This is a genomic window from Flavobacterium cucumis, assembly GCF_900148835.1.
Lineage (GTDB): Bacteria > Bacteroidota > Bacteroidia > Flavobacteriales > Flavobacteriaceae > Flavobacterium > Flavobacterium cucumis.
In genome coordinates this window covers 336,188-348,579 of the sequence record NZ_FRYK01000002.1, presented here as the reverse complement: position 1 = coordinate 348,579, position 12,392 = coordinate 336,188, and the positions used below count along the sequence as shown (strand labels likewise).

The following is a 12,392-nucleotide window of genomic DNA, read 5'->3' as shown; positions in this document are numbered from 1 at the left end:
TAGTGTTCAGTTATCAGTATTCAGTAGTCAGTTTTATCCGCTTGCTAATTTTGATTTTTTAATCTGTAACACAATTTTTGCTATCCAATAAAAATGTAAGGCGATAAAGGGCCAAACAATTTCTAAATGAATTTTTGTGGTCATGTAGGCGAGATATAGTAATAACATCGCCAAAATGATTTGTCCCGACAGTACGATTCTTTCTTTAATTCCTTTTTTTAGGTACCAAGCGAATACCAATAAAAGCGGATTGAACAACAAAATGTTGTAATTCCACAACACTTCTTCGTGAAGGGAGTATAAGCCTACTAAAGCGAAAAATAATCCCAATATACCTGCGAAAACAAAATAACTGATTTGAATCCATTTTTTGTTTGCTAATACTAAAGCTAATAGGATGGCGATTAAGGAATATATTGAGTTCATCCAATTGAAAGGCACTTCTGGTTTACTGACTTCCAAAATTCTTTTATTGCTCTTTTCTATTGCATTACCGTTAACTTTAGTGTACGAAATCGCTTCTTTGAATTCGTAAGGGAGGAATAATCGTGTGGCAGGTTCGTCAACTTTAGCACCAAAAATCAATTGAATTCCTAATTTCATGTAAAAATCGGTCATATACGGATACAGAATTTCTCTATAGGATTGATTGGAAGTGTTCGATTTTATGTATTCTTTTCCTAAGATTCCATTGATTTTATCAACCACCATTGTAGTGCAATTTCTATCAATAAATTTATAGGTATAAAAGCGTTCGTCACTATAAACCGAATGGTTTAATTGTTGGAACAAACGATTGATTTGGGTAGGGTTCAGTTGCAATTCTTGTTCCATAATTTCTCTATTTTCCGCTTGATAATTGTAATAGAAATCGATAAAACTGCCATTGGTTACAAAATATTGTAAATCACCTTTTATGAATTTTCCAATGAAATTTGGTGTTCTAAAATCAAAAGCACCATAATTGTACACCACATCAATTCCTTTTGTACTGTCTTGAATACGAATTCCCGTATGACCATACATAGCATACGATTCTGGACCAGTTCCACAAGTTAGAATGCTAACTTTTGCTTTTTCGGAAAGCGAAATGTTTTGGGAGTAAGCGATGGTGCTTAGTATAGTGAAAATGGTGAAAAGTAGTTTTTTAGTCATACAGTATTTTGTTTCAAGTTTCAAGTTTCAGGTTTTTGGCAGGTGAATGAAACGGGTTCGCTTGGGCGAATCAATGGTTTTAGCGGATTTTTTCAACACATAGAGGCATTAGGATTTACTTTGTATATGTTTTAAACGTTTCACTTGACATAGCTCACATTAGATTTGCATTGTTTTTGTTTCAGGTTCCAATTCAGGTTCCGAGTTTCAAGTTTGTTTGCCTATGACCCATTACCTATAAACAAATACCCATAACTCATTATCTAAACAATTCCCAATCGACTTTTAAGGAGAAAATATTTGAATACAAAGCCGCGCTTTGGTCGCCCAAATCGGTTAAAGCGTAATCTACTTGTATGCCTTTGTATTTGAATCCTAATCCGATATTGGGTTGAAAGCTTAACTTGTTTGAATTATCGATTTGGGTAATTTGTTGGAAATTTCCAACTCCTGCTCTTAAATAAACTAAATCGATGTACCCAAACTCTAGACCAAGTGCTGGGTCAATACTCACGGTATTGGTTGAAATAATATCGTTTGTTCTTGTAAATTGCATGTTTAAATTGGTTGCTGCTAACAAACTGTAGTCATAGCGAATAATCCATTTTTTAGATATTCCAAATTGCGCTTTTGGAAGGGTGATTTCGCTTGTTTCAGGTAATTCTTGATTTTCTCCTGGAACGGCGTCTGCAATCTCTTGATATTTTACTTCGTCAATGGTCCAAGTGTTGTAAGTGGTAGTTATATCGCGAATCATTAAGCCAAATTTCCAGTCTTCATCCTCGCTGATATATTGAATTCCAAGATCTAATCCAAAACCCCAAGAATTGGCAAAATCTCCAATAATTCTTCGAATCACTTTTGCATTTACCCCGTAATTTAATCCTTCGATGGGTAAGCTTCTGGCATACGAAACGGTTAACCCATAATCAGCTGTTGAGAAAAGAGAAATTCTATTGTAATCAATGTTACCTTCGCTGTCTATTAATTGGGTAGTATTCAAGATATCATCAACACCAAAACGAATTAGTGAAATTCCTACTGCACTTCTATCATCTATAGGCATTGCGAAACCAGCATAATCGTATTGGGCAATATTTGCAAAATAATTAGCATGCATTAGCGCGAATTGCTTGTCTTCTAATTTCAATAAACCTGCAGGATTCCAATAACCTGAGTTGACATCACCTGTATGCGATACTACGGCATTTGACATTCCCAAAGCCGCAGCGTCTACTCCAATATTCATGAATTCATTGGAATATTTTCGAACGGTTTGGCTATATGAAATGCAACTAAGACAAATTAGAAGGTATAAAGTGATCTTTTTCAATGCCAATTTTTTTTACAAAGATGAAATAAATTTCTCAAATAGTAAACTCTAAAAGTATTAACTTATTGTATTACCTTTGTTCTAAATTAAGAATAGGTATTCTTTGTTGTTTTTCAAAAATGGTATATTTGTTGTGATGGAAAATAAAAATCTTTATGTCATCGCTGGATGCAATGGTGCGGGTAAAACTACTGCATCTTTTATCATATTACCAGAGATTTTGGATTGTAAAGAGTTTGTTAATGCTGATGAAATAGCAAAAGGTTCGTCGCCATTTCAACCTGAGAAGGTTGCTGTTAAAGCTGGTAGAATCATGATTAGTCGAATAAATAATTTATTAGAAGATAAATTAAGTTTTGCATTTGAAACTACTTTAGCAACTAAGAGTTATAAAAATAAAATTTATTGGCAAGAAATAAAGGCTATACTGTTACTTTACTCTTTTTTTGGTTGCAGACTATAGATCTGGCAAAAGAAAGAGTAGCCACGCGCGTTTTAGAAGGAGGACATAACATTCCAAAAGATGTTATTGAAAGAAGATATATTAATGGGATTAAGAATTTATTTTCAATTTATATGCCTATTGTCGATGAATTGATGATTTTTGATAATTCTCAAATGAAATCTGAATTAATAGCTTCAAAATCAACAATGTCTTCTCTTATCGTTTTAAACGAACAAAAGTTTAATTTTTTAAAAAGTTATTATGAAAAAAAATAAAAATATTTCGGAACAACAAGTTAAGATTTTGGCTGGTATGGACAAAGTTTATGAAAAGTTAATCTTATTCAAGAAACAGATGAATAGTGATTTAGTTGTTTTGAAAGGGAAAAAAATTGTACATATAAAACCTGAATAATCCTTCTAAATTTTGAATATGCAAATTAAAAAACACATTCCTAACGCTATTACCTTATTGAACTTGTCAACAGGTTTATTGGCTATTATTGCCATTTTTAGAGGTTATTTTGATGAAGCCTTTATTTTTGTTTGTTTGGGGATTTTTCTTGATTTTTGGGATGGATTTTTAGCTAGAAAATTCAATGTGGCTGGCCCTTTAGGTGTGCAGTTGGATTCTTTAGCCGATATGGTTACTTGTGGTGTAGTTCCGGGATTGATGATGTTTCGCCTTTTTGAAGATATTCAGCAAACCCAACCCGAGTACATGTTGACAGAAGAAACGTTTTATATGGGATTTGTACCTTATTTGGGTTTTTTAATCACCATTGCCTCCTGTTATCGTTTGGCGAATTTTAATATTGATACCCGTCAGACAGATTCTTTTATAGGATTGCCAACTCCAGCAAATGCTTTAGTTATTATGAGTATTCCAATGATTCAATATGCAAATGATTTCGAGATATTGACGGCTGTTTTATACAATCCTTATGTTTTGCTAGTGATTACTTTAATTAGTGCTTATATTTTAAACGCCGAAATTCCATTGTTTTCTTTGAAAATAAAAGAGTTTACTTGGGCGAAATATAAAATGCAAATCTTGTTTTTAATTGGTTCTTTATTATCCTTTTTTATTCTAGGATTTGTAGCTATTCCGTTGATTATTATTAGTTATGTACTAGTTTCTATCATCAGTAATAAAATGACGAGTAAGGCGTAATGGCGTCCAAAAGCTACAGACGTAAACCTGTTTCTAAAAGAAAATCCACTAGCGCTAACAAATGGATTTTCTATGTTATTTCTTTTGTATTGTTTTGTTTTGTTGCGATTGGGATTTATAAATTTCGCGATGGCTTTTTGTATTATTTGGGTTTTAAGACCGATAAAAATGTTGCCGCACTTTCCAGAGAAGAACGGAAATTAGCCGATATCCGAATTTATGAAGTGTTGCACAAACACGATGACAAGGCTATAGGTTTTGATGTGTCTGAATACCAAAGTGAAATCGATTGGGAACAAACGTATCATATTGATGAATCGTTTGAATTGTGTTTTGTTTTTGTTAGAGCTACTGCTGGAAAAGATAAAGTAGATTTGCGATTCAACGAAAATTGGAAAGCTTCTAAAGAGCGTCAATTGATTCGTGGGGCATATCATTATTATCGTCCCAATGAAAATTCCATAGCGCAAGCTGAGAATTTTATCAAGACCGTAAAGCTGCAAAAAGGAGATTTACCACCCGTTTTGGACATAGAAAAATTACCAAAATCGCAATCAATTGATAGTCTAAAAGTGGGATTGCGTCGCTGGTTGAAAAAAGTAGAGCAGCATTATAATGTTAGGCCTATTATTTACTCAGGAGAAAGTTATTACAATGATTTTTTAAAAAAAGAGTTTTCGGATTATCCGCTTTGGATTGCCAATTATAATTTTTGGCGCAATCATTTAGAAGATGATTGGATGTTTTGGCAATTTACTGAAAAAGCTCAAATTCAAGGAATTGAGGGGATGGTGGATGTCAATATTTTTAATGGGGATAAGAATAAGTTGTTGTTGAAGTGTATTCGATAGTTTTCGTAAAGGTGCAATTAATTAAAACACATAGATACTATAGGTTACTTTATAACGATTAAGGCGTTGCACTTTCCATAGTTTGCATTAAACTATATGTATAATTTGTCATGTGGTCAAACATCTCTTGAATACATAGGATAAGATGAAAAACAAAAAACTTTGTGTGACTTTGTGTTAAACTTGGTGAAACTTTGTGCTACAAAAAAACTATTCTTTGTTAAAATTCAATTCTCCTTTACCGTGAATGATAGTTGTTTTGGGAGCTTCAAAATCGATTTTCTTTTTACGGAGTTCGAAATTTTGCCCTAGATATACACGTCTAACCATTTCGTCTTCGACTAATTCTTCTGGTTTACCGGCTTTTAAAATACCGCCTTCAAACATTAAATAGGTTTTGTCTGTAATGGCTAAGGTTTCTTGTACGTTGTGGTCGGTAATTAAAATTCCGATGTTTTTGTTTTTTAATTGGGCTACAATACGTTGAATGTCCTCTACGGCAACGGGGTCTACACCTGCGAAAGGTTCATCTAACAGAATAAATTTAGGATCGGTTGCTAAAGCTCTTGCGATTTCGGTACGACGACGCTCTCCTCCAGAAAGTAAATCTCCGCGATTAGTGCGGATGTGTTGTAGTGCAAATTCATCAATTAAGGCCTCCATTTTTGCTTCTTGTTCGGCTTTTGAAAGATTTGTTAATTGTAGTACACTTAAAATGTTATCTTCAATACTCAATTTTCTAAAAACAGATGCTTCTTGTGCCAAATATCCAATACCGTGTTGGGCACGTTTGTACATTGGGAAGTTTGTAATATCCATGTCGTCTAAATAGATATTCCCGCTATTTGGTTTTACTAAACCTACAATCATGTAGAACGAAGTTGTTTTTCCAGCACCATTTGGTCCTAATAAACCTACGATTTCTCCTTGGTTTACTTCAACGGAAATCCCTTTAACTACACTTCTTTTTTTATAGGTTTTAACTAAATTTTCTGCTCTTAATTTCATTATGATGATGTGTCAATTAGACAATGAGACAATGTGTCAATACTGTAATATTTTGTAAAAATAAGAAATAATGTGTCAATTAGACAATTTGTCAATGTGCCAATTAATTGTTAATTGTATAAATCCCTATTAACTCATTCGCTCATTGTCTTATTGGTGTATTGCTAAACTGGCTCGTTTTCTAAAGCTTCCCAAAACTCGTAGGCTCTTCTTAAATGAGGAATAACGATAGTTCCGCCTACTAATGTGGCAATTCCCATAGCTTCCATCATTTCTTCTTTGTTTACTCCGTTTTTGTGAGCGGTTTCTAAATGATATTTTATACAATCATCACAGCGTAAAACAGCTGAAGCTACTAAACCTAGAAGTTCTTTAGTTTTAACGTCTAAAGCGCCTTCCATGTAAGCATTGGTGTCTACATTGAAAATTCTTTTGATAACTTTATTGTTATCTGCTAATAATTTTTCGTTCATTTTTGAACGGTAATCGTTGAATTCTTTAACTAAATCTGCCATTTTTTTTAAGGTTTTAATTTTTCTCTTTCTTGATTTTTTATTACGAATACGCTAATAAAAATACTAACTTCATATAATATCATTATTGGTATAGCAACAATTACCTGACTTATAACGTCTGGGGGTGTTATAATTGCTGATAAAATTAGTACAATTACCAAAGTGTATTTTCGATATTTTCTTAAAAATTCAGGATTGACTAATCCTATTTTGGTTAAAAAGAAAATAATGATAGGCAATTCAAATAGTAATCCACTGGCAATTGCTGATGTTTTCATCAAGCTGATATACGAATCAATATCAATTGCGTTGTTGATTTCTGGACTCACAATATAACTCGCAAAGAATTGTACTGACAAAGGCGCAATTAAATAGTAACCAAATAATACTCCAACGAAAAAAAGTATTGAAGAAACGATTATAAATGAAGCGGCATATTTTTTTTCCTTATCGTATAAGGCTGGACTGATAAATTTCCAAATTTCCCATAAAATAAAAGGGAATGCGAAAATAAATCCTACTGTAATGGAGGTCCACATATGCATTGAAAACTGTCCGCCCATTTCTCTGTTTTGAATGGGCAGGTTGATTTCGGTGATGCACATCGAATCAGCCATATCAAACTGTTTTCCTAGGTTACAAAAGAGTTGATATGTAATGAAATTGGGGCTTTTTGGCCCAAAAATAATTTCATTAAAAATAAAATCGCTAAAAAAGAATGCGACAATTCCGCATAAAATGATGGCTGCCGAACTTCTTACTAATAACCAACGCAATTCTTCGAGATGGTCTAAGAACGACATCTCTTTCATGTTTTTTTCTGCCATTATACGATTCCTTCTTTTAAAATATCGTGTAAGTGAAGTATTCCTTTGTATTCGTTGTTGTCAATTACAACTAATTGGGTAATGGAATTGTTTTCTAAAATATTCAACGCTTCTGAAACTAAAATATTAGAATTGATATTTTTTGGATTTTTAGTCATGATATCTTGTGCTGTTAGGTCTGCAAAAGTATCACGGGTGTTTAACATGCGACGAATGTCTCCGTCAGTTACAATTCCTACTACTTGATTGTTTTCAATAACCGCAGTTACACCCAAACGTTTTTCAGAAATTTCCATAATTACTTTTTTGATAGAAGCGTCTGGAGTTACCATTGGTTTGTGAGTCGTATCCAACATGTCTTTTACGCGAAGAAGTAATTTCTTTCCTAGTGCTCCACCGGGATGGTATACCGCAAAATCTTCACTTTTAAAGTTGCGCATTTCCATTAAACATACCGCTAAAGCATCGCCAAGAACTAATTGAGCGGTAGTGCTATTGGTTGGTGCTAAGTTGTTTGGGCATGCTTCGCTTTCTACAAAAGCATGTAAAATGTAGTGCGCTTCTTTCCCTAAGAATGAATTTTTATCAGCTGTCATTCCGATTAGTATATTTCCAAAACGTTTTAATAACGGTGCCAATACTTTAATTTCGGGACTGTTACCGCTTTTTGAAATACAAATGATGATGTCTTCGGGTTGTACCATACCTAAATCACCATGCACTGCTTCTGCAGCGTGTAAAAACATTGAGGGTGTTCCTGTTGAGTTTAAAGTAGCTACAATCTTTTGAGCGATTAAAGCGCTTTTACCTATTCCTGTTACTACTAATCTGCCTTTGGTATTGTAAATTTCAGTAACACTTTTGGCAAAGTCTTCATCAAGATAATTTGTTAAGTTTTCAATACTCTTACTTTCAGAGAGTAAAGTTTTTTTTGCGGTTGCTAAAATCGTTTCTGTTGTGCTCAAAATAGAAATTTTAAAAAATTTGTATGTGTAAAAGAAAATCGTATCTTTATGTTTGCAAATTTAGGTAAAATCATATTAATAGAGAATGAATCCAAACGAAATTGATTTACATAAAGAATTAAAGAAATATTTTGGTTTTAACCAATTCAAGGGACTTCAGGAACAAGTAGTTAAAAGCATCATCACAGGAAATAATACTTTTGTAATTATGCCTACTGGTGGGGGAAAATCACTTTGTTATCAATTACCAGCGTTAGTGTTAGACGGAACCGCTATTGTAGTTTCTCCTTTAATAGCACTTATGAAAAATCAAGTTGATGCTATACGAAGCTTGAGTTCAGAACCTGGAATTGCTCACGTTTTGAATTCTTCATTAAATAAAACTGAAGTTAATCAAGTAAAGAAGGATATTACTTCTGGAATTACTAAATTGTTATATGTTGCTCCAGAATCTTTGACAAAAGAAGAATACATTGATTTTTTAAATAGTGTAAAATTATCTTTTGTAGCTATTGATGAGGCACATTGTATTTCAGAATGGGGGCATGATTTTCGTCCTGAGTATCGCAATTTAAGAAATATTGTTCGTCTTTTAGGCGATGTACCGATGATTGGTTTAACAGCCACAGCAACGCCAAAGGTACAAGAAGATATCTTGAAAAATTTAGACATGCCGGATGCGAATACATTCAAAGCTTCTTTTAATCGTCCTAATTTATATTACGAAGTACGTACCAAAACCAAAAATGTAGAATCGGATATTATTCGATTTATCAAACAGCATAAAGGGAAGTCAGGAGTTATTTACTGTTTGAGTCGTAAGAAAGTGGAAGAAATTGCACAAGTTTTACAAGTCAATGGCATTAGCGCGGTTCCTTATCATGCGGGTTTAGATGCTAAAACTAGAGCGAAACATCAAGATATGTTCTTGATGGAAGATGTGGAAGTTGTAGTGGCAACTATTGCTTTTGGTATGGGAATCGATAAGCCAGATGTTCGTTTTGTAATTCACCACGATATTCCAAAATCATTAGAAAGTTACTATCAAGAAACGGGTCGTGCAGGTCGCGATGGAGGTGAAGGGCATTGTTTGGCTTATTATTCGTATAAAGATATTGAAAAGTTAGAAAAATTTCTTTCAGGAAAACCAGTTGCTGAACAAGAAATTGGTTTTGCGTTGTTGCAAGAAGTGGTGGCTTATGCTGAAACTTCTATGTCGCGTCGTAAATTCTTGTTGCATTATTTTGGTGAAGAATTCGATGATGTCAACGGAGATGGTGCCGATATGGATGACAATGTTCGCAATCCAAAGAAAAAAGTCGAAGCACAAGATCAAGTTGTTACTTTGTTAAAAGTAGTCCGCGATACCAAGCAATTGTTCAAATCGAAAGAGGTGGTTTTAGCGCTTGTTGGTAAAGTAAATGCGATAATTAAAGCTCAAAAAATTGATGCACAACCTTATTTTGGTAGCGGTTCTGGTTTTGATGAGAAATATTGGATGGCGTTAATTCGACAAGTTTTAGTAGATGGTTTGTTGACTAAAGATATTGAGACTTATGGCGTGCTAAAGATGTCAGAAAAAGGCGAGGCGTTCATTAGAAAGCCCGTTTCTTTTATGATGTCAGAAGACCATGAATATAATGAAGAAGAAGATGAAGCAATCGTAACTGCAGCTAAATCTACAGGAACTGCTGATGAAGCTTTAATGGCCATGTTGCGCGATTTACGTAAAAAAGAAGCTAAAAAGTTAGGTGTTCCACCATTTGTTATTTTCCAAGATCCTTCTTTGGAAGATATGGCGTTAAAATATCCAATTTCTATTGATGAATTGAGTAATGTTCATGGGGTGGGAGAAGGTAAGGCTAAGAAATACGGAAAACCATTTGTTGATTTAATCAATCGCTATGTTGAAGATAATGATATAATTCGTCCTGATGATTTAGTAGTAAAATCTACTGGTGCTAATTCAGGTCTGAAGTTGTATATTATTCAGAATGTGGATCGTAAACTGGGCTTAGACGACATTGCGAAAGCAAAAGGTTTGGATATGGATGGTTTGTTGAAAGAGATGGAACAAATCGTATATTCGGGAACCAAATTGAATATTCGCTATTGGATTGATGAAATTTTAGACGAAGACCAACAGGAGGAAATCCACGATTATTTCATGGATTCGGAATCCGATAATATCAAAGACGCTTTAAAAGAATTTGATGGCGATTACGATATCGAAGAACTGCGTTTAATGCGAATTAAGTTTATTAGTGAAGTAGCGAATTAATTCTTAGTTTTTTGAAATGAGGAACATCGATTGGAAAAATTTGAGAAATTTTAAAAAAAGAAAATCCAAATTCTATTTTAGAGAATTTGGATTTTCTTTTTACATCGAATACTCCTTAAACATATAAATCCAAATGATTCGTGAGAGTTTGATGTTGACTAAGGTTAGACTTAGAATCACAACTCCAATAATTGGAATAATTCGCAAATCGAAGGTTTCTTCAAAAAACGGCATGCAAATAAAATAAGTCATTAAAGCTTCAGCAACGCCCAAAGCGTAACTAACAAACATCGCTCCGAAGAAAAATCCTGGTTCTTTTTCAAATTTTGTTCCGCATTTTGAACAATTTTCATGCATTTTTGGGAAACTAAAACTAAAATGCAATAATCCTTTTTCAAAAATCTTTCCTTTGTTGCAATTGGGACATTTGTTCCCAAACATATTTATAAGCGTTCTTATCATAATTTAATTTGTGGTATAAATTTCGCCACGATGCGGTTTTAAAACATCTCTGAATGTAATCATATCTTTCTCTTCCACAACGATGAAAGCGATCGCGTGCATTTCATTGATGATTTCAAAGCCTGTTTTTTCTAGTGTGATTTTCTCTTTATCTAAGTATTCGTTCAAATGAGCATCGTGATGTTCTGCGGTTTTTGCAGCTGCTTCCCCTCTGAAATCCCAAATTAGTTTTATTTTTCTGTTCATGTTTTTGAAATAAAAATCAAAGGTAAGTTTTTAGTACATTTGAAAAAACTAAATAGATATGAAAGTTTTATTTGCCTTATTTTTTGTTGGTATTTTTTCGTTTTCCCAACAACTTACATTAGAACAAGCGAATCATTTGGCGAGTTTACCTGTAAAATGTTTGCAGCAAGAATATCCAAATAAACTCAATCAACTTTTACTTAACGAAACCGAGTTGTTGTCCCCAAAAGTCTTGCATCCTGCGTTTTATGGTTGTTTCGATTGGCATTCTTCGGTACATGGTCATTGGAGTTTAGTGTATTTGTTGACTCATTTTAAAGACATAAAAGATCGAGAGCAAATCATCGAAAAGTTAAAAGTTAATCTTTCTAAAGAAAATATTGCTCAAGAAATCCTATATTTTGAAAAGGCACACGAGAAATCCTTTGAGCGTACTTATGGATGGAATTGGTTACTCAAATTACAACATGAATTAGAAATCTCAAAAGAACCTTTTGCTGAAGAATTAGCTCAAAATTTACTTCCTTTAACCGATTTAATTGTCAAACGTTATATCGAGTTTTTACCGAAATTATTATATCCGATTCGTGTTGGAACACATTCTAATACTGCTTACGGATTAACCAATGCATGGGATTATGCGATTTATTCTGGTAAAATTGAATTACAAAAAAGTATAGCGGAACATGCTAAACGATTGTTTTTAAAAGATGAAAATTGTCCGTTTTATTGGGAACCTAGTGGTACCGATTTCTTATCGGCTTGTATGGAAGAAGTTGCTATTATGCAGCGTATTTTACCAGAAAATGAATTTCTTCCATGGTTGAAAAAGTTTTCGCCCCAATTGTTTTCTAAAAAATGGCAATGGGAAGTTGCGCGCGTTTCAGACAGAACTGATGGTCATTTGGTGCATTTAGATGGCTTGAATTTCAGCCGAGCTTGGAATTTTTATTTTTTAATTCGTCAGTATCCTAAACAATTTTCGCATTTGAAACCTTTGGCTGATACGCATTTGTCTTTCTCGTTACCTTCTATTGTAGATGGTAATTACGAAGGCGAACATTGGTTGGCTTCTTTTGCGTTGCGTGCTTTTGAAGAAAAATCGAAAATCAAGTAGTATATTTGCCCAAA

13 protein-coding genes and 1 pseudogene are annotated in these 12,392 nt (G+C 33.6%); 6 read left to right on the top strand and 8 right to left on the bottom strand.

The genetic code is table 11. From position 1 onward, the window contains the following. Nucleotides 1-33: 33 nt before the first annotated feature. Together BUE95_RS07635 and BUE95_RS07630 are read right to left on the bottom strand one after the other, a co-directional pair. A complete protein-coding gene (locus BUE95_RS07635) occupies nucleotides 34-1,155 on the bottom strand; it encodes a lipoprotein N-acyltransferase Lnb domain-containing protein (protein WP_073583074.1) in 1,122 nt (373 codons plus the stop codon). A 259-nt stretch (nucleotides 1,156-1,414) separates the two neighbouring features. After that, nucleotides 1,415-2,488 carry a putative type IX sorting system protein PorV2 gene (locus BUE95_RS07630; protein WP_449403970.1) on the bottom strand — a complete coding sequence of 358 codons (1,074 nt, stop codon included), beginning with the start codon at nucleotides 2,486-2,488 and terminating at the stop codon, nucleotides 1,415-1,417. Nucleotides 2,489-2,624: 136 nt separating this feature from the next. Here BUE95_RS07630 and BUE95_RS07625 point away from each other — a divergent pair. The 4 genes and pseudogenes from BUE95_RS07625 (at nucleotide 2,625) to BUE95_RS07615 (ending at nucleotide 4,957) form a co-directional block, all read left to right on the top strand. Then, nucleotides 2,625-3,208, top strand: a pseudogene (locus tag BUE95_RS07625) (zeta toxin family protein). Continuing rightward, complete coding sequence (locus tag BUE95_RS13725) at nucleotides 3,195-3,347, top strand: hypothetical protein (protein ID WP_178138327.1); 153 nt, start codon at nucleotides 3,195-3,197, stop codon at nucleotides 3,345-3,347. The pseudogene BUE95_RS07625 and the gene BUE95_RS13725 overlap by 14 nt, the downstream one beginning before the upstream one ends. Before the next feature lie 18 nt (nucleotides 3,348-3,365). Continuing rightward, nucleotides 3,366-4,106, top strand: coding sequence for a CDP-alcohol phosphatidyltransferase family protein (locus BUE95_RS07620; protein ID WP_200778605.1), 741 nt, complete (start codon nucleotides 3,366-3,368; stop codon nucleotides 4,104-4,106). Next, nucleotides 4,106-4,957: a glycoside hydrolase family 25 protein gene (locus tag BUE95_RS07615; RefSeq protein WP_073583072.1), complete on the top strand. Its 852-nt coding sequence runs from the start codon at nucleotides 4,106-4,108 to the stop codon at nucleotides 4,955-4,957. The genes BUE95_RS07620 and BUE95_RS07615 overlap by 1 nt, the downstream gene beginning before the upstream one ends. 210 nt (nucleotides 4,958-5,167) lie before the next feature. On the opposite strand, the gene lptB is transcribed toward BUE95_RS07615, so the two are convergent. The 4 genes from lptB to BUE95_RS07595 all read right to left on the bottom strand — a co-directional run bounded on the left by lptB (nucleotide 5,168) and on the right by BUE95_RS07595 (nucleotide 8,272). Continuing rightward, nucleotides 5,168-5,965: an LPS export ABC transporter ATP-binding protein gene (lptB, locus tag BUE95_RS07610; protein WP_073583071.1), complete on the bottom strand. Its 798-nt coding sequence runs from the start codon at nucleotides 5,963-5,965 to the stop codon at nucleotides 5,168-5,170. Between the two features lie 164 nt (nucleotides 5,966-6,129). Further along, nucleotides 6,130-6,480: a carboxymuconolactone decarboxylase family protein gene (locus BUE95_RS07605; protein ID WP_073583070.1), complete on the bottom strand. Its 351-nt coding sequence runs from the start codon at nucleotides 6,478-6,480 to the stop codon at nucleotides 6,130-6,132. Nucleotides 6,481-6,485: 5 nt separating this feature from the next. Next, nucleotides 6,486-7,307 (bottom strand): twin-arginine translocase subunit TatC, encoded by an 822-nt coding sequence (gene tatC / locus BUE95_RS07600; RefSeq protein WP_200778604.1) that lies wholly within the window; start codon nucleotides 7,305-7,307, stop codon nucleotides 6,486-6,488. After that, nucleotides 7,307-8,272, bottom strand: a complete 966-nt coding sequence (locus tag BUE95_RS07595; protein ID WP_073583069.1) for a KpsF/GutQ family sugar-phosphate isomerase — start codon at nucleotides 8,270-8,272, stop codon at nucleotides 7,307-7,309. Before BUE95_RS07595 ends, tatC begins: the two co-directional genes overlap by 1 nt. Nucleotides 8,273-8,357: 85 nt before the next feature. Between BUE95_RS07595 and recQ the strand changes: the two genes are divergently transcribed. Further along, on the top strand, nucleotides 8,358-10,553 hold the full coding sequence (recQ, locus tag BUE95_RS07590; RefSeq protein WP_073583068.1) for a DNA helicase RecQ: 2,196 nt from the start codon (nucleotides 8,358-8,360) through the stop codon (nucleotides 10,551-10,553). A 99-nt stretch (nucleotides 10,554-10,652) separates the two neighbouring features. Here recQ and BUE95_RS07585 read toward each other — a convergent pair whose 3' ends face one another. Then, nucleotides 10,653-11,015, bottom strand: a complete 363-nt coding sequence (locus BUE95_RS07585) for a DUF983 domain-containing protein (protein WP_073583067.1) — start codon at nucleotides 11,013-11,015, stop codon at nucleotides 10,653-10,655. A gap of 3 nt (nucleotides 11,016-11,018) precedes the next feature. Beyond that, on the bottom strand, nucleotides 11,019-11,261 hold the full coding sequence (locus tag BUE95_RS07580; RefSeq protein ID WP_073583066.1) for a hypothetical protein: 243 nt from the start codon (nucleotides 11,259-11,261) through the stop codon (nucleotides 11,019-11,021). Nucleotides 11,262-11,319: 58 nt separating this feature from the next. Between BUE95_RS07580 and BUE95_RS07575 the strand changes: the two genes are divergently transcribed. Next, nucleotides 11,320-12,378 carry a DUF2891 domain-containing protein gene (locus BUE95_RS07575; protein WP_073583065.1) on the top strand — a complete coding sequence of 353 codons (1,059 nt, stop codon included), beginning with the start codon at nucleotides 11,320-11,322 and terminating at the stop codon, nucleotides 12,376-12,378. Nucleotides 12,379-12,392: the final 14 nt, after the last annotated feature.

Excerpts from the sequence above, each read along its gene's own strand:
- BUE95_RS07635 (WP_073583074.1), bottom strand. The coding sequence starts at position 1,155 with ATGACTAAAAAACTACTTTTCACCATTTTCACTATACTAAGCACCATC.
- BUE95_RS13725 (WP_178138327.1), top strand. The coding sequence starts at position 3,195 with ATGAAAAAAAATAAAAATATTTCGGAACAACAAGTTAAGATTTTGGCT.
- BUE95_RS07620 (WP_200778605.1), top strand. The coding sequence starts at position 3,366 with ATGCAAATTAAAAAACACATTCCTAACGCTATTACCTTATTGAACTTG.
- BUE95_RS07615 (WP_073583072.1), top strand. The coding sequence starts at position 4,106 with ATGGCGTCCAAAAGCTACAGACGTAAACCTGTTTCTAAAAGAAAATCC.
- lptB (WP_073583071.1), bottom strand. The coding sequence starts at position 5,965 with ATGAAATTAAGAGCAGAAAATTTAGTTAAAACCTATAAAAAAAGAAGT.
- BUE95_RS07605 (WP_073583070.1), bottom strand. The coding sequence starts at position 6,480 with ATGGCAGATTTAGTTAAAGAATTCAACGATTACCGTTCAAAAATGAAC.
- tatC (WP_200778604.1), bottom strand. The coding sequence starts at position 7,307 with ATGGCAGAAAAAAACATGAAAGAGATGTCGTTCTTAGACCATCTCGAA.
- recQ (WP_073583068.1), top strand. The coding sequence starts at position 8,358 with ATGAATCCAAACGAAATTGATTTACATAAAGAATTAAAGAAATATTTT.
- BUE95_RS07585 (WP_073583067.1), bottom strand. The coding sequence starts at position 11,015 with ATGATAAGAACGCTTATAAATATGTTTGGGAACAAATGTCCCAATTGC.
- BUE95_RS07580 (WP_073583066.1), bottom strand. The coding sequence starts at position 11,261 with ATGAACAGAAAAATAAAACTAATTTGGGATTTCAGAGGGGAAGCAGCT.
- BUE95_RS07575 (WP_073583065.1), top strand. The coding sequence starts at position 11,320 with ATGAAAGTTTTATTTGCCTTATTTTTTGTTGGTATTTTTTCGTTTTCC.